Source organism: Kiloniella laminariae DSM 19542, from assembly GCF_000374005.1.
GTDB lineage: Bacteria > Pseudomonadota > Alphaproteobacteria > Kiloniellales > Kiloniellaceae > Kiloniella > Kiloniella laminariae.
Genome location: NZ_KB893138.1, coordinates 49,710 through 73,104 on the forward strand (window position 1 = coordinate 49,710; position 23,395 = coordinate 73,104).

Here is a 23,395-nt window from a genome sequence, read left to right on the forward strand (position 1 = left end):
AAAAGCCCTGCGGAAATTATAAATTCCTGCAGGGCTTTTAAAGGGCAGAAGCCTTTACTCAGCTTTTGCGGATTTTCTTGTGATTGCGAATAACTTCTTCAATGACGAAGTTGATAAACTGCTCGGAAAAATCCGGGTCGAGCTTGGCGGACTTTGCCAGGTCACGCAGGCGGGTAATCTGGCGCTGTTCCCGATCCGGGTCAGCAGGCGGCAGATCGTATTTCTTTTTGAACAGGCCGACTTTTTCGGTGACCTTGAAACGTTCAGAGAGCAGATAAATCAGGGCGGCATCAATATTGTCAATGCTGTCGCGATATTCCGAGAGTTTTGCTTTCACTTCATCGGTCATTTTATCTCTTTCCCCTCACCATCGTGCAGCATTCCGCAGGTCATTCCGTACATCGTCATGCATTTTATTGCGCCTGTATAATTTTTTCAGTGCCGTTATATCCTGAAACCAGGTGGCCTGTTCCGTTTATTTCAAATGTTATAATGCTGTTATAAATAGGCAAGGGGGCTGAGTAAAACAGAATACGCAGGGACAAGGGCGATCTTTTGCAAATGTAAAATAAATCAAAACCCGGTTGCCAGGACATAAGCCCCGACAATCATGAAAGCAATCAGGAAGATGGCAAAGATAAAGCCTCTGCGCCATGTGGCCGAAGATCCTCGAAGTTCCAGGAAATCGAGCAGGAGCAGGCGGCATTTGAACAGCGTTGCGCCCATCAGGATGACAACGGAGAGAACACCGAGAGGAACTGTGTGTCCCCGGGTTTCAAGCGCATCGCCCGAAATGATGCTGATCACGGTCAGGCCGGACATCAAAGCCCAGGTCAGGAACAGTCTGGTCACCGGGGAGGAAAGTTTGGGAAAAACGGGCATGGCTTTACCTGACAAGATAGAGAACGGGATAGAGAATAAGCCAGATCAGATCGACCATATGCCAGAAGGAACAGGCGGTCTGGATGTTCTCGCGGCTGCTGTATCGACTGACCAGCCCAAGAATCGCGAGGCCGAAAATAACATGAGCTGCATGAAAGCCTGTCATTAGATAGAACAGGGTATAGAAACTGTTGGTCTCTATCGAGATGCCCAACGCGGCCTTGTCGCTGTATTCATAAAGTTTCAGGGCGAGAAAGAGAATTCCAAAACAGGCCGTGATCAAAAGATAGCGACGTGTCAGCGAAAGTCTGTTTTCTTTGCTGGCCTCGTTCGCCAGAGCGGCAAAAAGACCGCTGGTGATCAGGACGAGCGTATTCAAGCCACCGATCTGGCGGCTGAGCTGGGCCTGGGATTCCCGGAACAGATCCGGCTCCATGATAAAATTGACCGAATAGCCCGTGAGGAGCAAACCGAAAACCATCAGCTCGCTGATAATCAGAACCCACATCATGGGGTTACCGGGCAGGCTGTCTAATGGGCCCCAGGCACTTTGCTCCCCAGAATTTTGTCTGGAGCCAGTTGTCTTATTTTCGGGGCCGGAGGTCTCGTTTTGGCCAGAAGCGAGCTCGGTCATATAGATCTCGTAGAGATCACTGTCTTTGTCTGGAGGGTTCTGCATCTCTTGCCGGATTGTCCTGTACTTTTAAATCAGGCCAATCTTGAGGGATGGAGACATGAAGGCAAGATGACATAATGCCGCTCAGGCCGTACAGAAGAAGGGATTGGTAATTTTTCTGATGCAATAACAGGGATTTTATTCAGTTCGGCTGGTAATAAGCCCCATGTGTCTGGTGATGATCTGTTCGATCACTCCTTCCTTTTGCATGGCCCGCAGAGCTTCATTGAGATCCCGGAGACGTTTGGCACAGTTTGCTTCGCGGTTTATCAGGGCATACATGGCATTGGAGAGGATCGGTTCAGGCAGAACGCTAACCTGCCCTTTGAGGCCGAGATCCCGGATATGCTGCAGGCCTTCGACGTAGCCCAAAACAGCGTAGTCTGCCCGGTCATTGACCAGCATGGTGATCATATTATCGCTTTGCGGGACCTGGACAAAGTTGAGATGCACTTTGGCAAAATGATCAAAATCATCCCCGAGTGATCCCCCCAAAAGCCTCAATCCTGTACGTCCTATCAGATCTTCAGGGTTTGAAAGTGGAAATTCGTTTCCGGTTTTGACAAAAACGTTGAGGTCATCAGTGCCGATTTTTTCAGAGTAGTGGTATTTTAATGCCCGCTCGGAGTTCCAGTAGGCCCCGAGCACGATATCCAGGTTGCCCATTTCCAGGTCATAGAGAATGCGTTTCCAGGGGCGGTCAGTTTCGACTTCCATGGTCAGGCCGATCCGGGACAGAGCTTCGCGCATGCCGTCAACGACAATCCCGGTAAGTTCACCCTTATCGGTACGATAGGAAAAGGGGTACCAGTTGTTGATCCCGTTTGCGGAAAAGGAGGTGCAGCTTTCTGTCGCATGTACAGGCGGGGATAAGGCCAGGGTTACCCCGGAAAAAAATAAAACCAGAGTGAGGGACCTGAAGAAGGATAGCATTGATCGGGCAGCCATCATTGCAAGAAAATCCATAAAAAAGCGGTGAAACTACGAGAAGGGCGTTCCCGAAAACATTTTCAGAATATCACACACGGGTGTGAATACAAAACTGTAGCTATAGAAATTGCTTGTCCTGGCGATAATATGCAGTGGTCTGTGGCATTTTGCCACTGAAGCAGGTTCGGGTTTCTTGGTTATAAGTATCTATCTGATTTTTAATAGTAATTCTGTGTTCTATCGGCTGTGATATCATTTTTATCCCCCTTGATTCGAGTTGATTTTTTTTCTTAATATCAGGGGGGCGGATGATTAGTATCCGGCTCTATTTTTTTCAGGTGTCCTGTTTCCCGCTTGCTTCATATCAGGTCTTGGTCTGGTCCGGACGATTCATATGGAGGGGGCGGAACGGGAATAATCGGGAAGGCGGTGAAAATCCGCCACGTGCCCAGCGCTGTGAAGGGGATTGGCAGGCAAATGCCACTGGAGAGTTTTCCGGGAAGGGGCCTGACCAAGAGGAACCTGAGTCAGAAGACCGGCCTGAAAGAAGACAAAAGCATGTCTGGAAAGCAGGCTTTTCCATAAAGGGGACTGATATGGAAATTTTGAACAATAGTACTACCGTTGTGGCCGATAAAAGCTTTTCTGATAGAGACAGCCAAGACATAGCTGGAGAAGCGCACCGTTTTTCTGATGGTGATCGAAATGCCTTCTATCAGACGATCTTTTCGCGACGAGATGTCCGTGGCCAATTTTTGCCGGACAACATTCCCGAAGATGTCTTGAGCCGGGTGCTGATGGCGGCGCACTATGCGCCGTCGGTCGGTTTTATGCAGCCCTGGAATTTTGTTGTCATTCAATCGAAGGAGACAAAACAGCAGGTTCACCAGCTGTTTGACAAAGCCCATCAGGAAGCGGCTGAAATGTTCCCGCCCGAAAAGCGTGAAATCTATCGGAATCTCAAGCTTGAAGGCATTCTTGAATCCCCGGTCAATATTTGCATTACCTGTGACAAGCAGCGGGCCGGACCGGTGGTCGTCGGTCGAACGCATATTCCAGAAATGGATGTTTACAGTTCTGTCTGTGCAGTACAGAACCTGTGGCTTGCTTCCAGGGCAGAAGGTCTCGGGTTGGGATGGGTCAGCATCCTGAACCCCAGATCTTTAAAGGAGCTGTTGGAAATTCCCGAGGGTGTGGTGCCGGTGGCTTACATCTGTCTGGGATATGTATCCCGTTTCTTTGATAAACCCGAACTGCAAACAGCGGGCTGGAGACAACGTTTACCCCTGGTCGAGCTGGTTAACTTTGAAGGCTATGGCAAACCTGCCGGTGGTGAAGCCGATGATCAGCTGCTTGCCCGGATATCACGGGACCAACAGGAGCTTGAAACAAAGGGATATCAGCCGGGTTTTGTAACAGCCAGATAGTTGTTCAAATGAGTTTGGGGAGACAATATTGTCTCCCCAAACAAAAAACGGATAATGGTATCAGGTAGAAATACCCAGGCTATTCAGCGCCAATACTGGCGAGCCCTGCCTTGGCACAGACTTCGTCTTTGTCGCCACCCGGGGCGCCGCCAACACCGATACCACCAACGAGAGCACCGTTAATTTTGATGGGTAAGCCACCGCCAAGGATCACCATCCGGGGGTCCATATCCCGAAGACCATCAAGCTCGCGATGTTCTTTGAGAAAGTTGGCCAGATCCAGGGTGCTGCGCCCCATGCTGGCGGCGGTGAAAGCTTTCCCCGTGCTGCTGCCGACGGTGTGTGGACCGGAATTATCCCCCTTGATCAGGACCTTGGTCGCGCCAGAGCGTTCCACGACGGCGACTGAAACATTAAATCCATCGGCAAGGCACTGTGCCATCGCAGCATCAGCAGCTTTTTGTGCCAGCTCTAACGGCAGATAGGGAGAGCTTGGCAGTTCTGCAGCCTGTGCCGAAGATACCCCCGACAGCATAATCATGGAAACCAAGGAAGCTACCGCAAAATTGCAGGAAAATTTAAGGATCGACTTGTTGCTCATAGGGCCTACTCCAACAGGAAACACGGGGTTTAATACTGGAGATGTTGTAGCAACCCCGAAGGCGAAGGTATATTCGTAGCGTCAGGGGGCTTCCTCCGTAGAACTACGGAGAGAAGAGAAATTGACTGTATCAATCTGGGGCTGTCGGCATGCTTTCAAGAACAATGCGGGTCATTTCAGCTACAGATGTGGTTTTAAGCTTGGCGGCGATGTTTTTACGATGACTTTCAATCGTGCGTGGAGAAAGGGACAGGCTCTGGGCTATTTCCTTGGTTGCCCAACCCTGGGTTATCATATCGAGAACCTCCCGCTCACGGCTGGAAAGCTGGTTGAGAAGGTCGCGGTTTTCGGTGATTTCCGCCCGCTGGTTCTCGTGCCTGTCCAAGAGTGCATGCGCTTTCTGGATCGCATCAATCAGGTCCTGTTCATCTATCGGCTTGCTCAGAAAATCGATGGCCCCGTTGCGAAAAGCCTGTCGGCAGGCGTTGATATCTCCATGGCCGCTGATGACGATAATGGGCCAGTCACAGCTGGCTATGGCCAGTTTTTCCTGAAGCTTGAGACCGGAGAGGCCAGGCATCCGGATATCGAGAATGATACAGCCAGGAGCAAGGGATCCGAATTTATCAAGAAAGGAAAAAGGGTCGGGGAAACTCAGTACCTTCATACCAATAGTTTCGAGCAAAAGTGTCAGGGCTTCGCGTACTGCGGTGTCATCATCAACAAGATAAATCATCTTTTCAGACATGCGGTCGGGTCCATTATTTTTTGCCGTTTACAGGGGATGCTGAAGGCAGAGAAACCGTTGCACAGGCACCGCCGCTGGATTGATTATTTAGTGTCAGGTTGCCGTCGAAACGCTGGAGGATACTTTCCGAAAGCGAGAGACCAAGACCCATGCCGTTTTCCTTGGTCGAATGAAAGGGTTCAAACAACCGGGGGAGAGTTTCGCTTGCAATACCACAACCACTGTCGCTGATCTGAATAATATTCTGGCCTTCCAGCACTCTGCTTTCTACGGCAATACGTCTAATATCATCCTTCTGGTCTTCGATGGCTTCGGTACTGTTGCGGATCAGGTTAAAGATGACCTGCTCTATCTGAACGGGATCACATTTGCTGAGCAGCCTTTGAGTGTCGAGTTTCAGCTGCAGAACAATATTGCGCTCTTTCAGATCCATGCTCATTAAATCGACAACACCGCGGATGATCTGGTTCAGATCAGCAAGCTGGACGACAGTAGCATCCCGTTTTGTCCAGTTGCGTAGCCGGGTCAGAATCTCTCCGGCCCGTTTGGACTGAAGTACGTTGGATTCCAATGCACCGAGCAATGCATCCCGCTTGAGAGGCTCGCTTTTGAGCAGGTGTAAGCTGGCCTGGCTCTGGCTTAGAATAGCTGTCAGCGGCTGGTTGAGTTCATGGGCAATTCCGGATGCCATTTCCCCCAGGGAATTGATCCGGGATGCCTGTGCAATCCGGGCCTCCTGTTGCCCCAAAAAGGCCTTTGCCTGTGCCTCTCTGGCTGCCAAGCTGGTGTTCGAAGACAAGGGCGTCTGGTGAGATTAATCCGAGTATCCAGCTGGGCGACAGAGGACTGCTGGATGCAGGAGGCCTGTCCTTGACCATGGAAAGAATATTCTCTCCCGAGGGGAGATCCAGCCATAGGTCGACATCATTAGTAAAAGAAGTTTCTGCCGTGACCAGCTGTGCGCTGTCAATGGTGAGGGCCAAACCATAACGCGCAGCAGAGCTGTTTGGAGAACGCTTGATCAGAAGATATTGTCCCTGCGTCGCAGCTGGTGGCAGCCCAGTCAAGTTTCCCAGGGGCAAGAGAACCAATGCGCCATTGGATGCCACGGCTGATTTTTTTATAGTCGAAGCCAATAGCTCGGTTGCCTGATCCTGAGAACGGGTGGTCATGATCCAGAGCGGAGAAGCAGGATCAAGCGAGATGACATCAACAGCCAGAATACGGGGATAGAATTGTTGTACTGTCTGGGCAACTTCAACCATCTGTGTCAGCGGGGGGATGTCTCCGGTGTTGACCAGAGCCGAGAGATTGGTCAGATGAGCATCGTGCTGGTCTGCACGTTGGGAGAGGCGTTGTGACAGACTTTGCGCTTCTTGTGCCAGCTGTGCAGACAAGAGGTTATGGCGTTGATTGATCGTGAACAGCCCAAATAGAAGTGTCAGTACTCCCCATAGCAGGAAAAGATTAAAGGTTCTAAGGGGAAATCTGATCATTTCTCGTCTGCTTTTGATAAGGTCTGCCAGGTCGAACACTGTTTTAGAATCTGAAGAACCAAATAGGAAGAATTCTGGGGCTGTCAATCTGGAGAGTATACCCAGACTCTACCCAATAAGGGATGAATAGACGATATTAACTTGAATTTAGGGGAGGGTAATCAGCCGGGCTGCTCGTGTTATTTGACGTACCCCGAGGATGTCGAGCTCTGGATCTGATCAAAGAAGGCACGGATAACCGGGCTGTCTTTTTGCTCTTTCAGACAGGCGACATACTCCAGTCCCTCGAGCTGGACATCGCGGACGGTCAGGCCGTGCAGACGGGTGTCATTGCCAAATTCGCTTTCGAACACCACGCCGATACCCAGACCGGAAGCCACAGCTTCACGCACGGCTTCGCGGCTACCGATTTCAAGGGTTTCAAGCAGTTTGACACCCGCGCTTTCCAGCGCGCTTTCAAAAATCTTGCGGGTGACAGACCCTTTTTCACGCAGGATAATGCGATGATGTACCAGTTCGGTAATGCTGATGCTGCGCCGGGCGGCCCAGGGGTGGTTGCGATCGACAAAGACGATCAGGGGTTCCCGTTTGAGCGGGGCGGCATGCAGGCGGCGATCTTCTTGAATGTTGGGCATGATAACCACATCGGATTTTCGCTCGAACAGGCCCTGTAACACCTGTTGCGAATTGCCGAAGCTCATGGAGAAATTGATCCCCGGGTAAAGCCTGCTGAAGGTCGCGAGCAGAGGCACCACATGATAGGGGGCATCGGCGGCGACACGGAGCTGGCCCGACATCAGACCCCGGGCGGAAAGCAGCACCTGTTCGGCTTCGAGTTCTACTGCAAACTGGCGCAGGGTTACGGCATGCAGGCGGCGCCCGATCTCGGTGATCTCGATTCCACGTCCCCGGCGTTCGAAGAGTTTTACCCCATAGGTTTCCTCCAGAGCGGCGACCTGTCCGGACAGGGTTGGCTGGGTGACATTGAGCACGTCGGCAGCCTTGGTAAAGCTGCCTTCACTGGCCACGGCATGGAAGGCGCGGATCTGGGCGTGATTCATAGATTAAACCAATTTGTAATATAAAAAGTATCGATTTGATTTATGATACAGAGTCGCGGCATATAGAGCAAGACGTTCGGAGGGCTTGTTGAGAAATTGCTCAGGCAAGTCCCGGACCAAAAAATTCCAGCCTGGGATTGTTCAGGGTTCAGCCCTGTCGGTCCTTACGTTTTCGGATCAAACGAGGAGATCCTCATGTCTGACAAGACATCTGCCGTTGCTGCTTCCCCATCTGGTGATCCCTGGTTGCTGACACCAGGTCCGCTGACCACCTCTGTGACAACCAAGCAAGCCATGCTGCATGACTATGGATCACGGGACAAAAAGTTCATCGAGATCAACCGCCGTGTGCGTAGCAGCCTGCTCAACATTATCAATGGCAAGGATGACTTTGTCTGTGTGCCGCTCCAGGGCAGCGGAACCTTTTCTGTCGAAGCGATGCTGGGAACTCTTCTGCCACGGGATGGCAAGCTGCTGATCCTGGTCAATGGTGCCTATGGCCGCCGCATGGCCAAGATCTGTGACTATTACAAACGTAGCTACGACCTGCTTGAATACCCGGAAGACCAGCCGGTCAGTGTGACGGATCTGGATGCCCGTCTGGGCGAAGACAAGGCGATCACTCATGTCGCGGTGATCCACTGTGAAACCACCTCCGGTGTGCTCAACCCGATTGCTGAAGTTGCTCATATGGTTGAAAAGCACGGGCGATCATTGCTGATTGACTCCATGTCCGCCTTTGCCGCCCTTCCAGTTGATGCCAGCAAGATCCGCTTTGATGCCGTTGCGGCATCTTCGAACAAGTGCCTTGAAGGTGTCCCGGGTATGGGGTTTGTTCTGGTCCGTCGTTCGGTGCTGGAAAAGACCGAAGGCAATGCGCCCTCGCTGGTGCTGGATCTTTATGACCAGTGGGTGCAGATGGAAAAGACCGATCAGTGGCGCTTTACCCCGCCGACACACTGTATCGTTGCTTTTGAACAGGCAATTCGCGAGTTCGAGGAAGAAGGTGGTGTCGAAGGCCGCGGCGGTCGTTATGCCTCCAACTGCAAGATCCTTGTCGACGGTATGCGCGCCATGGGTTTTGAAACACTTTTGCCCGATCATCTGCAGGCTCCGATCATCGTGACTTTCCACAAGCCAACTGATCCGAAGTTTGATTTTCAGAATTTCTATGATCGTCTGGCCGAACGCGGTTATCTGATCTATCCGGGCAAGCTGACGGTGGCAGATTCATTCCGGGTTGGCTGTATCGGTCGCATGGGCAATGATGACATCCGCGCTGCTCTGGCAGTGATCAAGGAAACCATCGTGGAAATGGGTGTTAAAAACTGCGCACCTGCCGCTGCTGCCTGAAAATACATTCATATCGCAGTTCCTTTTGGGCCTGAGATTGGCTGAAAGGACTGCGGTAAAGACACTAAAATCGGGAGATATCCTATGAGTGCTGGTAAACTCGTTCAGGCCAATGGCCGCCTTTACAAACGTTCCGAACGCCCCATCGTGGTTGTCTGTGTTGATGGCAGCGAACCAGATTATATGGAAGTGGCTATGAAAGCCGGGCGGATGCCTTGGCTGAAAAAGCTGATCGACAGTGGCGTGAACACCAACCGGATTGCTGAATCCGTGGTGCCGAGCTTCACTAACCCGAACAACCTCTCCATCGTCAGCGGTTGCCCGCCGCGTTATCACGGGATCTGTGGCAACTACTTCTATAACCAGGAGACTGGTGAAGAAGAACTGATGAACGCACCGACGTATTATCGCGCCAAAACCATCTTCTCTTCTTATCAGGATGCTGGCGCCAAGGTTGCGGTTGTCACTGCCAAAGACAAGCTGCGCCTGCTGCTTGGCCACGGGCTGGATTACAGCAAGGGCAATGCGATCTGTTTTTCTGCTGAGAAATCTGATGCTGCCAATCTGGCCGATAACGGCATCGACAATGTCAACGCGTTCGTCGGCAAGCCGGTTCCGTCCGTATACAGCTCTGATCTGTCCGAGTTTGTCTTTGCCGCTGGTGTGAAGCTGTTGGAAACAGTCCGTCCGGAGATCATGTATCTCTCCACAACCGATTTCATTCAGCACAAATATGCCCCGGACGAAGAAGGCGCGCTGGCTTTTTATGAAATGATGGATGGCTACTGGGCCAAACTCGATGCACTTGGGGCCGTTCTGACCCTGACTGCCGATCACGGCATGAACCCGAAACACGCCGCAGACGGCAAGCCGAACGTACTGTATCTGCAGGACCTGCTGGATGACTGGTACGGCAAGGACGAAGCGCGGGTTATCCTGCCGATCACAGATCCTTACGTTGTGCATCATGGCGCTCTGGGATCTTTTGCGACGGCTTACCTGCCCAAAGGTGTGTCAACCGACGAAGCGGTCAAACATCTTTCTGCAATGGACGGGGTTGAACTGGCGATTTCTGGACCTGCTGGTTGTGCCCTGCTGGAGCTACCGGAAGACCGCATGGGTGACATTATTGTCATTTCTGAACGTCACTTGGCGATCGGAACATCAGAATCCCGTCACGATCTTTCGGCGCTGGATCGTCCCTTGCGGACCCATGGTGGTCTGACCGAACAGAAAGTACCGTTTATCAGCAACCGTCCGATGCCGGGTATCCCGTCTGACATGCGCCTGCGGAACTTTGACGCTTTCTACTGTTCCGTAAACTACGCCGAATAACCGGTAGAACTGAGGATATAGCTATGTCTGTAAAGATTGTTGGCCACGAGCCGATGCGTATTGCCGGTAAACTGGTGGATACCGAAGGCCGGATCGATGTGCACTACCCCTACACCAACGAAATCGTTGGTTCTGTGCCGCGCGGTACGGCGGCACATGCCCGCGAGGCCTTTGAGATTGCGGCGAATTATAATTCGACCCTGACCCGATATGATCGTCAACAGATCCTGTTTCGCATTGCCGAGACCCTGGTTCGTCGCAAGGAAGAAATTTCCGACGTGATCACGGCTGAATCCGGTCTGTGCAAAAAAGACTCCCTCTACGAAGTTGGCCGGGCCTATGACGTCTATACCCTTGCGGGCCAGATGTGTATTCTCGACGATGGCGAGATTTATTCCTGCGATATCACACCGCATGGAAAGCAGCGCAAGATCTATACCGAACGCGAACCGCTGAAGGCGATCTCTGCGATCACGCCTTTCAACCATCCGCTGAACATGATCTCGCACAAGATTGCACCTTCGATTGCCACCAACAACTGCATCGTGTGCAAGCCGACGGAAAAAACCCCGCTGACCGCGCTGTTGCTGGCTGACATCATTTACGAAGCTGGTTTGCCGAAAGAGATGCTCTCGATCATTACCGGTCTGCCCGAAGATCTTGGCAACGAGTTCATCACCAACAAAAACATCGAGCTCGTAACCTTCACCGGCGGTGTTCCGGTTGGTAAGTACATTGCTGAAAATGCTGGTTATCGCCGTACCGTACTTGAACTCGGTGGTAATGCACCATTGATCGTGATGGAAGATGCGGATCTCGACAAGGCTGCTGAGCTGGCAGTCTCTGGCGCGACCAAGAACTCCGGTCAGCGCTGTACAGCGGTCAAACGTATTCTGGTGGTTGAGGAAGTCGCGGACGAACTGTCCCGTCTGATCCTGGAAAAAGCCAAAAAACTGAAATACGGCGATCCCATGGACCCGGAAACCGATCTGGGGACGGTGATTGACGAACAGTCCGCGATGTTGTTCGAACGCCGGGTCAATGATGCGGTGGGGGTCGGCGCCAAGCTGTTGTACGGTAACAACCGTGAAGGCGCGCTCTATCCGCCAACTGTGGTTGATCATGTGCCGTTTGATTGTGAACTGGTGCGCGAAGAGACCTTTGGTCCAGCCATTCCGATTATCCGGGTCAAGGATATCGACGATGCGATCCGCGTGTCCAACTCCACGGCTTTTGGTCTGTCTTCCGGGGTCTGTACCGATAATTTCAACTACATCAAACGCTTCATCAAAGAGCTGAAAACCGGCACCGTGAACGTCTGGGAAGTGCCCGGCTATCGGATCGAAATGTCTCCCTTTGGCGGAATCAAAGACTCCGGCCTTGGCTACAAGGAAGGCGTGATTGAGGCGATGAAGAGCTATACCAACGTCAAGACCTACTCTCTGCCCTGGTTCTAGGGGCGAGAGAGGGGCTTGTTGGTGCAAGCCCTTGCTGGCAAGGTTTTACCCGCGATTTTATTGGTTTGATCGCGCTTCCTAGGCTGCTTTTGACCTGCAGCTGGAGAGAACCCGGTGTCTGCTGCCGATGTTCTGGTGAATAAACTTCAGGGGAAGCTTCTGCTTCCCCTTCTTTTTTGTACCAGCCGGGAGGTTTTGTTTCCCGCTATCAGAAAACGCAACCGCGGGCGGCAACAACTTGGCAGCTTTCAAGTTTGTGATTTCTGATCATCTTTACTTCGTTGACCATATTGCTGACGACGCAGGCGTGATTGGGGATGATCTGCAGTCGGTCTCCGGGTTGAAATTCTGTGGTTGTACGGGAACAGTCCAGCTCTCCGTGCTCTTCGCTCAGGCCGACAACCGCGATTTCGGGGTGACCGACCACCAGACCATAGCCCTGTAGTCCGAGCAGGTCCGAGGTAAGGACTTTTGATCCGGCGTCGATGATGATCCGGTTGTTTGTCGGGACACTGACCACGGTTGTCAGAACTGTCAGGGCACAATCACTGGCTTTGCAGACCCCGCGTTCGATCAGAGAGCGGTCATTATAGATATATGTTCCGACCCGGTATTCTGTCAGGGCCGGAATAGAGTGAGCCGACCACATGTCCGGGGTGCCACCGCCGCTGACCACCGGACAGGCAAGATCAGCCTCCTGACACAGGCTCATAGCTTCGGCAAGCCACTCCTGAACAGCGGTTGGTTTGCCAACAGCAGGATAGGTCATTAGTCCGGCAAAGCAGAGACCTGGCAGACTGTCGATCAGTTTGGCAAGGTTAACTGCTGCGCCGGGAGTCTGTGCGCCACAGCGTCCTGCACCGGTATCGCATTCTACCAGAACAGCAAGTGGTGAAGTGGCTGTTTTGAAAGCCCAGGAGAGACCGCGAACGACGGTCTCGTTATCGGCGGTGACCCGAAGGCTGCATTTTTCTGAAAGATCCCGTAAACGCGCCAGTTTAGAGGCGCCAAGGATGTTGTAGGAAATCAGGATGTCCTGTAACCCGGCGGCGACCATGACTTCTGCTTCGCTGATTTTCTGACAGGTAATGCCAACGGCACCAGCGGTGATCTGTCGTTGGGCCAAATCCGGAAGCTTGTGGGTCTTGATATGAGGGCGCAGGTCAAGCTGATGTTTATCGCAATAGCTTTGATAGGCTGCAATATTTCGCTCGGCAATCGCAAGGTCAATCAATACAGCGGGGGTCTCTATCTCTTCAAAGAACATGCGCGAGATACTTTCTTATTACAGCAGGCTTATTTACGATATGCCGTTATTCGCTGGCGTGGTTGTGGGGATCGGGATGGATTGGCCAGATCGCACGGCGCAGGTTTTGATAGGCATTGGTTTCGGGGTTACTGGGATAGGGGCCTTCAACATTGGCATAAAGGATCTGTGAGGCAATCCGGGCAAAACCCCGATGGAAGTGATTGGTCGACTTGACGATCAGCAGTTTCTTGCTCGCTGGATCAATCCCCATATTGGAAAAAAGGTCCGGCTCGAACGCCTGAGCCCGGTTGGTATTGAGGATCACATCGATGCCCTCAATCCGGATGACAACGGCATCGCCGAGTGGGACAATGCTGTCGCCAAAGCTCTGGGTCGCATTGCGGACAATTTTTTTGACCTCGACCCAGCCATCTATGGGGGCCCCGGCAGAGGCGGAAGTTTTGCCACCAAAACGCAGCTGCAGGCTTGCACCTTCTCCCGCAGAAATGCAGGTGCGTACCGCCATCGGGTCCCAGATCGTGCCGACAGCGACAGAAGTCAGTCCCCGTTGCAGGGCATGGTGCAACAAGACGGTTGAATCACCGGGAACCCCGCCACCGGGATTATCCCAGACGTCTGCAATGACAACGGGACCATCCTTGATGGCTGCAGCGCGATCAAAGGCCTCGCCGGGAACCAGGAACTCGGGACGGGTCTTGCCGCGAAAGCTGAAAAGCTCTTCACCAAGCTGCCTTGCCAGGGACTGTGCTTTTTCCGGGGCATTGTCGGTGATGACCAACATTTTGCTGCCCATTTCTGGTACGTCTCCGGCCATAAAACCGTGAATGGTCGAGATGGACAGGATGTCGTCGTGCCCCTCAAGTGATCTTTGTTTGTCGACGAACGAGCGCATCGGCTCAAGGCTGGTGGGCAGCACTTCGATCATCCGGCAATCAAACACGGCTTTGGTCGGGGTAATTTCCTTGCGTAAAGTCCGAAGAACCAGATCGACGCAATCAACCGCTGCATCGACAAAGTCTGTATGGGGAAACTCTTTGAACGCCACCAGCAGATCGGCATTCTCGACCCGCAAGGGGGTAAGATGACTGTGCGGATCGAGTGTCGCGCCGATCGTGACATCCGGACCGACAATCTGGCGGACCCGCTGCAACAGGTCGCCTTCGCAATCGGGGTAATCCTGCGCAACCATGGCGCCGTGCAGACCAAGGATGACGGCTTCAAGTGGCAGGGCCGCTCGCAACTGGTCCAGCACTTCATCGCGCAGGTGCTCCCAGGTGGCCCGGTTGACCAGTCCGCCGGGTTCTGCCCAGGTCGCGGTGCCTTCGATCAACGTCCAGCCTTCTTCTGCCGCGCGCTTGCGGCAGACGGTCATCACCGCGCTGCAAAGCGTCGGAGTTTCCGGATGATCACCGGGGGCAGCATAAAAGCTTTCCCGAAAGTCGGACATATCTGTCCGCAGGGGCGAGAAGGTATTGGTTTCGGTTGCGATGGAGGCGCAAAAAACTCTCATGCGATGGCTCGATATTGTTATTTCTGAACGACTGGATCTATGATGAGAACAGGCGGAGGCGTGCATGGCCTCCGCCTGCAGAGTGCACTTTATTCGAGGTACTCTTTGGCGTTGGCCTTGTTGACCTCTTCCTGGAAGAGAGACAGCAAGGTCACGCCTTCATCCCCGTATGTTTCCGTAACATGCTGGATGACAACAGGCTGGGTCGCCTGTTTGAAGGCTGCACGGTCGGTTGGTGTCAGGGCGGTAACCTTGATTTTCTCTTTCAGTCCGGCGAGACCACGATCAGACGCCTCAATAATCCGGGAAAGTCCGCGGCTGGCTGCGACACAGGATTCCGCAGCGTAGCGCACCACATGCTGTTCGTCTTTGTTCAGGCTGTCCCAGAAGGTTTTGCTGAGCATAAAAGTATAGGGCGAGAAAAGATGGTTGGTCAGGGTCATGTATTCCTGAACCTCTTCGAACTTGGCAAAGGAGATGATCGGCACCGGGTTCATCTGGCCGTCAATTACACCGGTTTGCAAACCGGAATAGACCTCGCCCCAGGCCAGAGGATAGGCTTCGCCACCGAGCGCCTGGATGATTTTCTGATGTGAAGGCAGGGTCATGGTCCGTACCCGGATGCCTTTGAAGTCATCAAGCGTTTCAATCGGGTGTTTGGAGTTGGTAACGGCAAAGAAGCCCCCAGTATCAGGGAAGCCCAGAACCTCTACATCCCCAAGTGTCGTCTCGATATCTTTGGCCAGTGTCTGGCCGAAGGGGCCGTCAAAAACCTGGTAGGTCGAGGCATTGTTGTCGAAGGCAAAGGCCAGGTTGAGCACATCAATGCGCGGGTAATAGGACGAGAGAGCCCCGGTGGAGGTCAGGGTTGCCTGGAGAACGTCATCGCGAACCATCTGGACATGTTCTTTTGCGCCGCCCAGCTGGTTGCTGGGGTAAACTTCGACCTTAACACTGCCGTTGGTGTCGGCCTCGATAATGTTGGCAAAAACTGCTGTGCAGGCATGGGCCGGGTTCTCAAAAGGGTCATCCTTGTTGTCGTGACCGAACTTCAGGATCTTGGCATCTGCATGGGCCTGTGAAGCCAGCATGCTGACGCCAACGGCTGCAGCTAAGGCGATTTTCCAGCTTTTCTGTTTCATTGTTCCGTTTCCTTTTATGACTGTGAAACCTCTGATGTGGTCATATTCTTGGTTGCTTCTCCGGCAGCATGACCTTTCAGCCGGAGTTTGGTATTGCCTTGCCTTCTGGCCCGTTAACGAAACGCCTGGCTATAGAAAACCAAGGGATCTCGGAATCAGCAGGGCGAGATCCGACCAGAAGGCAAAGAGGAAGAGAATAGCGACCTCGGCGACCAGGAAGGGCCAGAGTTTGGCGGCAATGCGTTCAATTTTTTCTCCGGTGACCGAAGAAAGAACAAAGAGGCAGGCCCCGACTGGCGGTGTCATCAGGGAGATGTTGAGTGCAAGCACGATCACGATCCCGGCGTGAATGGGCTGCATGCCGATCTGCTGGGTCAGCGGGACGATAACCGGGGCCATGATGATCAGGATCGCGGTGATATCCATGATCATGCCAACCATCAGTAACAGGGCGACGATCATGGCGATAATGATGTAGGGATTGTCTGATATCGTCAGGAAGAACTGGGCAATTTCCTGGGGGATACGATTAAAGCTGAGCCACCAGCCGAGCAGAGAGGCAAAGGCGATGATAACAAAGATGATCCCGGTAATCCGCGCCGTCCTGATCAGCATGCCGATAAAGGCGGACACAGACAGGCAACGATAGACAAAAACACCGATAAAGAGGGCATAGGCCACAGCGATGGAGGCTGCCTCGGTCGGGGTTACGATGCCGCCAAGAATGCCACCGAGGATAATGATGGGCATGATCAGCGCGAGGATCGAAGAGCGGAAAACCCGGAAAATTTCCATAAGAGTGGCGCGACGTTCGGATTTTGGCAGGTTGTTTCGCTTGGCTCCGGTGGCGATGACGGCCATGCAGATCAGGCAGATCATCAGGCCGGGCAGGACACCCGCAGCAAAGAGACCGCCTATCGAGACACCCATCAGCGAACCGTAGATCACCATCAGGCCCGATGGCGGGATGGTCGGGCCGATAATGGAGCCTGCTGCGGTAACGGCGCAGGCATAGTCGCGGCGATACCCCCGTTCGACCATGGCGGGAACCAGGGTCTTGCCAAAAGCGGCTGCATCGGCGGTGGCAGCACCTGTCAGCCCGGCAAAGAAGACAGAGGCCATCATGTTGGTATGGGCAAGGCCACCGCGAAAGTGTCCGACCAGAACCTGGGCAAAGAGAACCAGGCGGCTGGTAATGCCGATGTGGTTCATGATCTCGCCCGCAAGGATAAAGAAAGGCATGGCGAGAAAAGGAAAGATGTTCAGGCCATTAAAAATCTTGCTTGGCCCAAGGGCAAGAAAACGCTCTCCGCCCATATCAAGCAGGCCGACAATTCCGGCTGCACCAATGGCAAAGCCGATCGGCAGGCCCAGGAGCAATAGAAGGAGAAAAGCTACTGCAACGATCATTTTACTTCCTCCGTTGAGCCTGTTGCGCTGTATTTTCCCATATCCCGAATGGCAACAAGGACCTGTTGCAGGCAGGCGATAGCCGCTGACACAGGTACTGCTGCAAAAGGAAGGGCGAGGGTCATGCCAAAAATCATCGCCTGTCGTTTTGCTCCGGCCTGGGCAAAGTCAATGCCGTACCAGGCGATGTAGGCAAAGATCAGCAGGGAGACGAGATCCATCACCATTAAAATCGGGGCGCGCAGGGCAGAGGGGAGACGGTCGAGCAAAATGGTCAGGCCAATGTGTTCCCGGCGGGCAATGCCACAGGAAATGGCCAGCAGCGCTGCCCAGATCATCAGATAACGTGCCAGCTCCTCTGGCCAGGGCAACTGCCAGTGAAAACCATAACGATCCAGAACGCCGAGCCAGACATCAAATACCATGAGCAACATGATGGCCGCGACAACACGCTCTATGAACCAGTTCAACCCGTCACTTAATCTGGCGGCCGCCTGCCTCAGACTCGAATCAGCTCCCATACTGACATCCCTGTTATGTTTTTATTATTGTTGTATGTAATTTTTTTACATAATTATGGCGTTTTATGTAATTTGTCGAGTCAAATAATTGAGTGTGATAAATATTTAAGTAGGATGTTTTCCTAAATTTATGCCTGAATATAAAGGTAATGTGTTGACATTCCAGGTTTTGTCCGTGAAAAGCAATATGTAGTTAAATTACATGAATCGACTCTTTATGAGTTTGAATTCAGACATAATGACCTAAATCAGGAGAATCTCATGGCACTTGAATACTTTGGTAATGAAGGCAGTGGCGCCGGAGGTCAGAAACTTCCTTTTTCCCCAGCCGTCAGAGCAGGTGATTTTGTTTACATTTCCGGGCAGGTGGCCATGGATGAGCGGGGCGAGATTGTTTCCGGAGGGATTGAAAGCCAGACCCGGCAGACCATGGGGAACGTGATAAAGGTTCTGGCCCTGGCAGGCTGTACGCTGGATGATGTGGTCAAGGTCAATGTCTGGCTGGATGACACCCGTGATTTCTGGACTTTCAATCGGGTTTACAGCGAGTTTTTCCCGGGTCAAAAACCGGCGCGTTCTACTGTACGATCCCAGATGATGGTCGATGCAAAAATTGAAATCGACGTTGTGGCTTATCAGCCTAAATAGTTTTGTCACGAAGCATTCGTGGCTTGTTGTTGATAAGATTTGGGAGTGTGGTAGCTTTTGCCACACTCCAGAGCAGGAGATGCGTGACCGGAAAACAAGCCATGACCTTTACCATCGACCTTATTTCGCAGCTGAGACAGCTGGATGGAAGTTTCCATAGCCGGGAGCAACTGGTTGCCTCCTATGTGTTGGACAATCTTGAGCAGGTGACCCAGGCCACGGTTTCGGATATCGCTGCTGCTGTCGGGGTGAGCGAGCCGACAGTCATTCGTTTTTGTCGCACGCTGGGATGCAGTGGTTTTCGGGATTTTAAAATCAAGCTGGCGCAAAACCTGGCCGTAAGTGTTCAGTATATGACCCGGGTCAGCGACGGAGATGTCAGCCCGGGGGCTTTGGTGGATCAGGTTCTGGGGGTGCTGGTGCAGGTTGCCAGTGATGCCCGAAGCCAACTGGATCCTGCCCGGCTTGAGGCGGCAATGGAGTGTTTGGCCCAGGCCAGACAGGTGGTGTTTTTCGGGGTCGGTGGTGGGTCATCCACTGTGGCCAATGATGCCAGTAACCGTTTCTTTCGGTTGGGAATTCCGACAGCCTCCCACTGCGATGGCTATCTGCAGCGCATGCAGGCTTCAACCTTGGGAAAAGGCGATGTGGTCTTTGCCATTTCGGCAACAGGGAAACCGCAAGAGTTGCTGGACAGTGTAGGTATCGCGCAGCAGTACGGGGCGCGGACGATCTGTCTGACCAAAAGAAACTCTCCTCTGGCAGAGGCTTGTGACATCGCAATTGTTCTGGATCTGCCTGAAGACCCGGACATCTATAAACCGACGGCTTCGCGGCTGGTTTTTCTGGCAATCATCGACGTCCTCGCCGCAGGTGTGGCGCGCAAGTTGCCCGAACAGGCCAAGGAGAAACTCCGGCGTATTCGCTCTTCCCTGGTGGCCCTGCATAAAAGTACAGATCCTCAGCCGATCGGCGATTGATCATGACAGGATTGGGCAAGCTGCGGGGTTAGTCCAGTTCCCGGGCCAGCTCCTTACTCAGAAAATCAATCATAGCCCTGACCCGTTTCGGGAGAGTACTGCCGCCGGGGTAGACAATCTGCAGGGTGGTTTCCGGAGCTGAAAAACTTTCCAGTAAAGGCACAAGTTCGCCGCGCTTTAAGTGGAATTCAACATCCCAGAGTGATTTTAGTGCCAGTCCGTGCCCTTCGAGACACCAGTGCTTGACCAGTGCGCCGTCGTTGGCAATGCGGTTGCCGCGCACGCTGTAGTTTTTCTTTTTCCCGTTGATGACAAAGGGCCATTCCCGGTCTGTGGTCGTGCCAAAACGCATCAGCAGGCAGTTATGTTCTGAGAGATCGTCTGGATGTTCCGGTTGCGGGAAGCGGGCAAGATAGGCCGGGGCAGCACAAAGAATACGCCGGTTGGTTCCAATTTTTTTTGCCTGTAACGAACTGTCCTTAAGAGATCCAAAGCGCAGGGCCAGGTCAATTCCCTGGGCCACCAGATCGATGTAGCCGTCCGAAAGGCAGAGCTCGACGGAGATCTCCGGATGTTGTTCCATAAAACAGTCCAGCAGCGGGGCAACACGGTTGCGACCAAGGTCGATCGGTGCACTGAGCCGAATGGGGCCGGAAAGCTGGGCGACCCCATGCCGGATGCGGCTTTCCAGATCTGTGGCTTCACTGAGCAGATTTCGGGCCCCTTCAAACAAGGTACGACCTTCATCTGTGAGGCTGATTGCACGGGTCGTCCGGTTGAGCAGTCTGGCTTTGTAATGGCTTTCCAGTGCGGCCAGGCGTTCAGTGACGGCTGCGGGAGAAAGGCCAAAGTCCCGGCCTGCGATGGCAAGGCCACCTTTTTCGACAATTCTCATAAAGAGAGCGAGGGAGGCAAGATGATCCATTATTCAGATTTTCCGAATTATGTTTTGATTAAAATCTCAATTATTTAATCATGAAGCAAGAATTATCTCTGTAGGCGAGAAGGGAGCAGTGCAGTGACTGCTCCACCCGTTATCCCCTTTGTCTTGTATGCGGAGTGACCCTTGCCATGAAACAGAGTTTGTTTGATCCCTTGCGTCTTGGTGTTTCTGACCTGTCCAACCGAATTGCCATGGCACCAATGACCCGCTGCCGGACGGACCAGCCCGGCGACGTACCAAACAGCCTGATGGCTGAATATTATCAGCAAAGGGCCTCGGCTGGCCTGATCATTACCGAGGCAACCCAGATTTCACCGCAAGGGCAGGGGTATTCCTTTACCCCCGGGATCTATTCCCCGGAACAGATTGCGGGATGGCGTGGCGTGACTGAGGCGGTCCATGCGGCAGACGGCAAGATCTTTTTGCAGCTGTGGCATGTGGGACGCATGAGCCATCAATCTTTCCATGCTGATGGCAAGCCCGTTGCACCCTCTGCTCTTTCGCCTGATGCGCAGGTCTGGATTGTTGATCCGGAAAGTGGCGAGGGCGGTATGGTGGATTGTCCCTTGCCACGGGCGTTGGCCCTTGAAGAGATCCCGGACGTGATCGAGGATTTCCGGAAGGCGGCAGCCAATGCCGCTGCTGCTGGATTTGATGGTGTGGAAATTCATGGAGCAAACGGTTATCTGATCGACCAGTTCCTGAGGCGGTCATCCAATCACCGCGAAGATATCTATGGCGGGTCACAGGAAAACCGGATCCGTTTTCTGGTTGAGGTTGCCGAGGTTGTTGCCGGAGAGATCGGAGCTGATCGGACAGGTATCCGTCTGTCGCCCTTTATCACCCAGCGCAATATGGCTGATGAGGAAATCATCGATACCATTCTGCTGGCCGCGGCAGAACTGGAGCGTATCGGTCTGGCTTACATTCACCTTTCCGAAGCGGACTGGGAAGATGCACCGGTTATCCCCGAGGCCTTTCGCCACAAGCTGAGAAAAGTTTATCGTGGAGCAATCATTGTTGCGGGTAAATATACCCGTGAACGTGGCGCCGAGATCCTTGGGCGGGGGCTTGCCGATATGGTGGCCTATGGTCGGCCTTTTATTGCCAATCCCGATCTGCCCCGGCGTTTTAATGAAGAGCTGGAGCTTGCCGATTTTGATCCTGCGACCCTGTTTGGCGGGACGGCTAAAGGCTATGCCGATTACCTGCCTGCCGAACAGAAAGCATAAGGAATGGTTTCTGCCATAGACGAAGAGTTCCTGAGGGCTTTGCTCAACGACAGGATCGGAACCGAACTGGTGCTGGATACTGCAGAAATGCGGGTATGGCATCTCCGCCTTCAACCGGGAGAACGTCTGCCAGCACATCGTCATGATCGGCCCTATTTCTGGACAGTTCTGACCGATGGCACGGGACACTCACGCTTTGGCGATGGCAGCGAGGTCGAGATTGTCTATCGGGCGGGGGATACCCGCTATTATGACGATCTTTCACCTGAAAACGGCTTTGTCCACGACCTGGAGAACACGGGAAAGTACCCGCTGGTGTTTGTAACCGTTGAATACAACCGCTGATGTTAAATGAATTTTGAAGGAATAAAACAATGAAAGCTGTAGGCTTAACCCAGTACCTTCCCGTGGATCATCCAGAAGTTTTCCTGGATCTGGATTTACCAAAACCGGTGCCACAGGGGCAAGATTTGCTTGTTGCCGTCAAGGCAGTGGCCGTAAACCCGGTCGATGTCAAAGTCCGGGCTCCAAAAGACAAGATTGAGGAAACCCCACGTATCTTAGGTTGGGATGCCAGTGGGGTGATTGAGGCGGTGGGGCCAGATGTAACCCTGTTTCAGCCGGGCGATGAAGTGTTTTATGCCGGGGATATCACCCGCTCAGGCAGCAATGCCGAATATCAGCTGGTGGACCAGCGTATTGTCGGACATAAGCCCAAAAGTCTTTCTTTTGCCGAAGCTGCGGCTCTGCCGTTGACCAGCATTACGGCCTATGAATCTTTCTTTGATCGGTTGGGAATTGATCCTGCCGGTGCAGATGCCGGACAGACGATCCTGATTATCGGTGGGGCAGGGGGTGTTGGTTCCATTGGTATTCAACTGGCCAAAAGGGCGGGTTTAACCGTTATCGCCACAGCATCCCGCCCCGAGACTGTCCAGTGGGTTACAGAGCTGGGAGCCGATCATGTGGTCAATCATCATCAGTCACTGGTCGATCAGGTTCGGGCGCTGGGCTTGATCTATGTTGATCATATCGCGATTTTCAACGATATGCGCCATTGGGAAGCCGCAGTAGAGCTGATCCGGCCTCAAGGAGGCATTGTGACCATTGATGATACAGATCTTCCCATGCCGATGGGGGCGATGAAAACCAAGGCGGCGAGTTTGCACTGGGAACTGATGTTTACCAGATCCATGCATCAGACGGCTGACATGATCGAGCAACACAAGCTTTTGAACTATGTTGCTGCAGAGATCGACAAGGGGCAGTTGCGCAGCACTGTGAACATTGTCCTGAGCCCGATCAACGCAGATAACCTGCGCAAAGTCCATGCCCTGATTGAAACCGGGGCGGCACGAGGAAAGCTTGTGCTGGAAGGATTTTAAGAGGGAATTCTTCTTTTTTGCTCTGTCTGGTTTCGTCTGGTTAACAGGCGATACCGGATAAATTTTTCTTGAAGCAACAAGGCTGTGAAGTCTGTTGGGTGTTTTCTTGTTCTGGATTTACCAAAGAACAGGAATCACGTCGGCAATTCCTGCGAGAATAAAAGCACTTACCCGTTGCCTTGACCCGGTAAATTGAGGTATTAGAGGAACTGGAAGGCGGCTTGACATTTTAGGTGTTTGTGTCAGGTTAGCTTAACTTGGGCTGCGGCAGATGCTGCAGCCCTTTTTCTTTTGGAGAGTATTTTTTGTGCTGGAGTTATCCTTCTCCGGCCATTCTCTCTGATGTTTTCCCCATGATTTTTCCCAAAAGGTTTCCTTGGATCATTGT

The 23,395-nt window shown here is 52.8% G+C and carries 24 protein-coding genes and 1 riboswitch; of the genes, 9 read left to right on the forward strand and 15 right to left on the reverse strand.

Going from position 1 to position 23,395, the window contains the following annotated elements; translation table 11 throughout:
• Positions 1-58: 58 nt before the first annotated feature.
• The 4 genes from B152_RS0109060 to B152_RS0109075 form a co-directional block, all read right to left on the reverse strand.
• The gene (locus B152_RS0109060) at positions 59-349 is read right to left on the reverse strand and encodes a chorismate mutase (RefSeq protein WP_020592092.1); all 291 of its coding nucleotides are present in this window, start codon (positions 347-349) and stop codon (positions 59-61) included.
• 224 nt (positions 350-573) lie between these two features.
• Complete coding sequence (locus tag B152_RS0109065; protein ID WP_020592093.1) at positions 574-882, reverse strand: cytochrome C oxidase subunit IV family protein; 309 nt, start codon at positions 880-882, stop codon at positions 574-576.
• 4 nt (positions 883-886) lie between these two features.
• The gene (locus tag B152_RS0109070; RefSeq protein ID WP_020592094.1) at positions 887-1,561 is read right to left on the reverse strand and encodes a cytochrome c oxidase subunit 3 family protein; all 675 of its coding nucleotides are present in this window, start codon (positions 1,559-1,561) and stop codon (positions 887-889) included.
• Between the two features lie 135 nt (positions 1,562-1,696).
• A complete protein-coding gene (locus B152_RS0109075; protein WP_157231004.1) occupies positions 1,697-2,509 on the reverse strand; it encodes a substrate-binding periplasmic protein in 813 nt (270 codons plus the stop codon).
• A gap of 340 nt (positions 2,510-2,849) precedes the next feature.
• Positions 2,850-3,046, forward strand: a riboswitch (cobalamin riboswitch).
• A gap of 38 nt (positions 3,047-3,084) precedes the next feature.
• On the opposite strand from B152_RS0109075, the gene bluB reads away from it, so the two are divergent.
• Complete coding sequence (gene bluB / locus B152_RS0109080; protein ID WP_083921851.1) at positions 3,085-3,915, forward strand: 5,6-dimethylbenzimidazole synthase; 831 nt, start codon at positions 3,085-3,087, stop codon at positions 3,913-3,915.
• 79 nt (positions 3,916-3,994) lie between these two features.
• On the opposite strand, the gene B152_RS0109085 is transcribed toward bluB, so the two are convergent.
• From B152_RS0109085 to B152_RS0109105, 5 genes are all read right to left on the reverse strand, one after another.
• Positions 3,995-4,516: a GlcG/HbpS family heme-binding protein gene (locus tag B152_RS0109085; protein ID WP_020592097.1), complete on the reverse strand. Its 522-nt coding sequence runs from the start codon at positions 4,514-4,516 to the stop codon at positions 3,995-3,997.
• A 130-nt stretch (positions 4,517-4,646) separates the two neighbouring features.
• Complete coding sequence (locus B152_RS0109090) at positions 4,647-5,264, reverse strand: response regulator transcription factor (protein ID WP_020592098.1); 618 nt, start codon at positions 5,262-5,264, stop codon at positions 4,647-4,649.
• A 13-nt stretch (positions 5,265-5,277) separates the two neighbouring features.
• A complete protein-coding gene (locus B152_RS23105) occupies positions 5,278-5,955 on the reverse strand; it encodes a sensor histidine kinase (protein ID WP_020592099.1) in 678 nt (225 codons plus the stop codon).
• Positions 5,933-6,760 (reverse strand): hypothetical protein, encoded by an 828-nt coding sequence (locus tag B152_RS0109100; protein ID WP_157231006.1) that lies wholly within the window; start codon positions 6,758-6,760, stop codon positions 5,933-5,935. The genes B152_RS23105 and B152_RS0109100 overlap by 23 nt, the downstream gene beginning before the upstream one ends.
• 179 nt (positions 6,761-6,939) lie before the next feature.
• Positions 6,940-7,821, reverse strand: coding sequence for a LysR substrate-binding domain-containing protein (locus tag B152_RS0109105; RefSeq protein ID WP_020592100.1), 882 nt, complete (start codon positions 7,819-7,821; stop codon positions 6,940-6,942).
• Between the two features lie 195 nt (positions 7,822-8,016).
• Here B152_RS0109105 and B152_RS0109110 point away from each other — a divergent pair, with 195 nt between their 5' ends.
• The 3 genes from B152_RS0109110 (at position 8,017) to phnY (ending at position 11,966) form a co-directional block, all read left to right on the forward strand.
• Positions 8,017-9,174, forward strand: coding sequence for a 2-aminoethylphosphonate--pyruvate transaminase (locus B152_RS0109110; RefSeq protein ID WP_020592101.1), 1,158 nt, complete (start codon positions 8,017-8,019; stop codon positions 9,172-9,174).
• An 84-nt stretch (positions 9,175-9,258) separates the two neighbouring features.
• On the forward strand, positions 9,259-10,509 hold the full coding sequence (phnA, locus tag B152_RS0109115) for a phosphonoacetate hydrolase (RefSeq protein ID WP_020592102.1): 1,251 nt from the start codon (positions 9,259-9,261) through the stop codon (positions 10,507-10,509).
• 23 nt (positions 10,510-10,532) lie between these two features.
• Positions 10,533-11,966, forward strand: a complete 1,434-nt coding sequence (gene phnY, locus B152_RS0109120; RefSeq protein ID WP_020592103.1) for a phosphonoacetaldehyde dehydrogenase — start codon at positions 10,533-10,535, stop codon at positions 11,964-11,966.
• A gap of 208 nt (positions 11,967-12,174) precedes the next feature.
• Here the strand turns inward: phnY and B152_RS0109125 are convergent, their stop codons facing one another.
• The 5 genes from B152_RS0109125 to B152_RS0109145 all read right to left on the reverse strand — a co-directional run bounded on the left by B152_RS0109125 (position 12,175) and on the right by B152_RS0109145 (position 17,819).
• On the reverse strand, positions 12,175-13,233 hold the full coding sequence (locus B152_RS0109125; RefSeq protein ID WP_020592104.1) for a D-TA family PLP-dependent enzyme: 1,059 nt from the start codon (positions 13,231-13,233) through the stop codon (positions 12,175-12,177).
• 46 nt (positions 13,234-13,279) lie between these two features.
• Positions 13,280-14,746 carry a M81 family metallopeptidase gene (locus B152_RS0109130; RefSeq protein ID WP_020592105.1) on the reverse strand — a complete coding sequence of 489 codons (1,467 nt, stop codon included), beginning with the start codon at positions 14,744-14,746 and terminating at the stop codon, positions 13,280-13,282.
• Between the two features lie 89 nt (positions 14,747-14,835).
• Positions 14,836-15,888, reverse strand: a complete 1,053-nt coding sequence (locus B152_RS0109135; protein ID WP_020592106.1) for a TRAP transporter substrate-binding protein — start codon at positions 15,886-15,888, stop codon at positions 14,836-14,838.
• Between the two features lie 129 nt (positions 15,889-16,017).
• Positions 16,018-17,298: a TRAP transporter large permease gene (locus B152_RS0109140; protein ID WP_020592107.1), complete on the reverse strand. Its 1,281-nt coding sequence runs from the start codon at positions 17,296-17,298 to the stop codon at positions 16,018-16,020.
• Entirely contained in the window at positions 17,295-17,819 is a 525-nt protein-coding gene (locus B152_RS0109145; RefSeq protein ID WP_020592108.1) for a TRAP transporter small permease, read from the reverse strand. The genes B152_RS0109140 and B152_RS0109145 overlap by 4 nt, the downstream gene beginning before the upstream one ends.
• A 261-nt stretch (positions 17,820-18,080) precedes the next feature.
• Here B152_RS0109145 and B152_RS0109150 point away from each other — a divergent pair, with 261 nt between their 5' ends.
• Positions 18,081-18,467 (forward strand): RidA family protein, encoded by a 387-nt coding sequence (locus tag B152_RS0109150; protein WP_020592109.1) that lies wholly within the window; start codon positions 18,081-18,083, stop codon positions 18,465-18,467.
• An 83-nt stretch (positions 18,468-18,550) separates the two neighbouring features.
• Positions 18,551-19,447: a MurR/RpiR family transcriptional regulator gene (locus B152_RS0109155; RefSeq protein WP_020592110.1), complete on the forward strand. Its 897-nt coding sequence runs from the start codon at positions 18,551-18,553 to the stop codon at positions 19,445-19,447.
• 28 nt (positions 19,448-19,475) lie between these two features.
• On the opposite strand, the gene B152_RS0109160 is transcribed toward B152_RS0109155, so the two are convergent.
• The gene (locus tag B152_RS0109160; RefSeq protein ID WP_020592111.1) at positions 19,476-20,372 is read right to left on the reverse strand and encodes a LysR family transcriptional regulator; all 897 of its coding nucleotides are present in this window, start codon (positions 20,370-20,372) and stop codon (positions 19,476-19,478) included.
• Between the two features lie 146 nt (positions 20,373-20,518).
• Between B152_RS0109160 and B152_RS0109165 the strand changes: the two genes are divergently transcribed.
• The 3 genes from B152_RS0109165 to B152_RS0109175 are packed head-to-tail and all read left to right on the forward strand — an operon-like array spanning position 20,519 to position 23,007.
• Positions 20,519-21,622 (forward strand): alkene reductase, encoded by a 1,104-nt coding sequence (locus B152_RS0109165; protein ID WP_020592112.1) that lies wholly within the window; start codon positions 20,519-20,521, stop codon positions 21,620-21,622.
• A 3-nt stretch (positions 21,623-21,625) separates the two neighbouring features.
• On the forward strand, positions 21,626-21,967 hold the full coding sequence (locus tag B152_RS0109170) for a cupin domain-containing protein (RefSeq protein ID WP_020592113.1): 342 nt from the start codon (positions 21,626-21,628) through the stop codon (positions 21,965-21,967).
• Between the two features lie 29 nt (positions 21,968-21,996).
• Positions 21,997-23,007: a zinc-binding alcohol dehydrogenase family protein gene (locus B152_RS0109175; RefSeq protein ID WP_020592114.1), complete on the forward strand. Its 1,011-nt coding sequence runs from the start codon at positions 21,997-21,999 to the stop codon at positions 23,005-23,007.
• Positions 23,008-23,395: the final 388 nt, after the last annotated feature.

Bases quoted from the DNA above. Each gene is read 5' to 3' on its own strand.
- B152_RS0109060 (WP_020592092.1), bottom strand. From the start codon at position 349: ATGACCGATGAAGTGAAAGCAAAACTCTCGGAATATCGCGACAGCATT.
- B152_RS0109065 (WP_020592093.1), bottom strand. From the start codon at position 882: ATGCCCGTTTTTCCCAAACTTTCCTCCCCGGTGACCAGACTGTTCCTG.
- B152_RS0109070 (WP_020592094.1), bottom strand. From the start codon at position 1,561: ATGCAGAACCCTCCAGACAAAGACAGTGATCTCTACGAGATCTATATG.
- B152_RS0109075 (WP_157231004.1), bottom strand. From the start codon at position 2,509: ATGATGGCTGCCCGATCAATGCTATCCTTCTTCAGGTCCCTCACTCTG.
- bluB (WP_083921851.1), top strand. From the start codon at position 3,085: ATGGAAATTTTGAACAATAGTACTACCGTTGTGGCCGATAAAAGCTTT.
- B152_RS0109085 (WP_020592097.1), bottom strand. From the start codon at position 4,516: ATGAGCAACAAGTCGATCCTTAAATTTTCCTGCAATTTTGCGGTAGCT.
- B152_RS0109090 (WP_020592098.1), bottom strand. From the start codon at position 5,264: ATGTCTGAAAAGATGATTTATCTTGTTGATGATGACACCGCAGTACGC.
- B152_RS23105 (WP_020592099.1), bottom strand. From the start codon at position 5,955: ATGGCATCCGGAATTGCCCATGAACTCAACCAGCCGCTGACAGCTATT.
- B152_RS0109100 (WP_157231006.1), bottom strand. From the start codon at position 6,760: ATGATCAGATTTCCCCTTAGAACCTTTAATCTTTTCCTGCTATGGGGA.
- B152_RS0109105 (WP_020592100.1), bottom strand. From the start codon at position 7,821: ATGAATCACGCCCAGATCCGCGCCTTCCATGCCGTGGCCAGTGAAGGC.
- B152_RS0109110 (WP_020592101.1), top strand. From the start codon at position 8,017: ATGTCTGACAAGACATCTGCCGTTGCTGCTTCCCCATCTGGTGATCCC.
- phnA (WP_020592102.1), top strand. From the start codon at position 9,259: ATGAGTGCTGGTAAACTCGTTCAGGCCAATGGCCGCCTTTACAAACGT.
- phnY (WP_020592103.1), top strand. From the start codon at position 10,533: ATGTCTGTAAAGATTGTTGGCCACGAGCCGATGCGTATTGCCGGTAAA.
- B152_RS0109125 (WP_020592104.1), bottom strand. From the start codon at position 13,233: ATGTTCTTTGAAGAGATAGAGACCCCCGCTGTATTGATTGACCTTGCG.
- B152_RS0109130 (WP_020592105.1), bottom strand. From the start codon at position 14,746: ATGAGAGTTTTTTGCGCCTCCATCGCAACCGAAACCAATACCTTCTCG.
- B152_RS0109135 (WP_020592106.1), bottom strand. From the start codon at position 15,888: ATGAAACAGAAAAGCTGGAAAATCGCCTTAGCTGCAGCCGTTGGCGTC.
- B152_RS0109140 (WP_020592107.1), bottom strand. From the start codon at position 17,298: ATGATCGTTGCAGTAGCTTTTCTCCTTCTATTGCTCCTGGGCCTGCCG.
- B152_RS0109145 (WP_020592108.1), bottom strand. From the start codon at position 17,819: ATGGGAGCTGATTCGAGTCTGAGGCAGGCGGCCGCCAGATTAAGTGAC.
- B152_RS0109150 (WP_020592109.1), top strand. From the start codon at position 18,081: ATGGCACTTGAATACTTTGGTAATGAAGGCAGTGGCGCCGGAGGTCAG.
- B152_RS0109160 (WP_020592111.1), bottom strand. From the start codon at position 20,372: ATGGATCATCTTGCCTCCCTCGCTCTCTTTATGAGAATTGTCGAAAAA.
- B152_RS0109165 (WP_020592112.1), top strand. From the start codon at position 20,519: ATGAAACAGAGTTTGTTTGATCCCTTGCGTCTTGGTGTTTCTGACCTG.
- B152_RS0109170 (WP_020592113.1), top strand. From the start codon at position 21,626: ATGGTTTCTGCCATAGACGAAGAGTTCCTGAGGGCTTTGCTCAACGAC.
- B152_RS0109175 (WP_020592114.1), top strand. From the start codon at position 21,997: ATGAAAGCTGTAGGCTTAACCCAGTACCTTCCCGTGGATCATCCAGAA.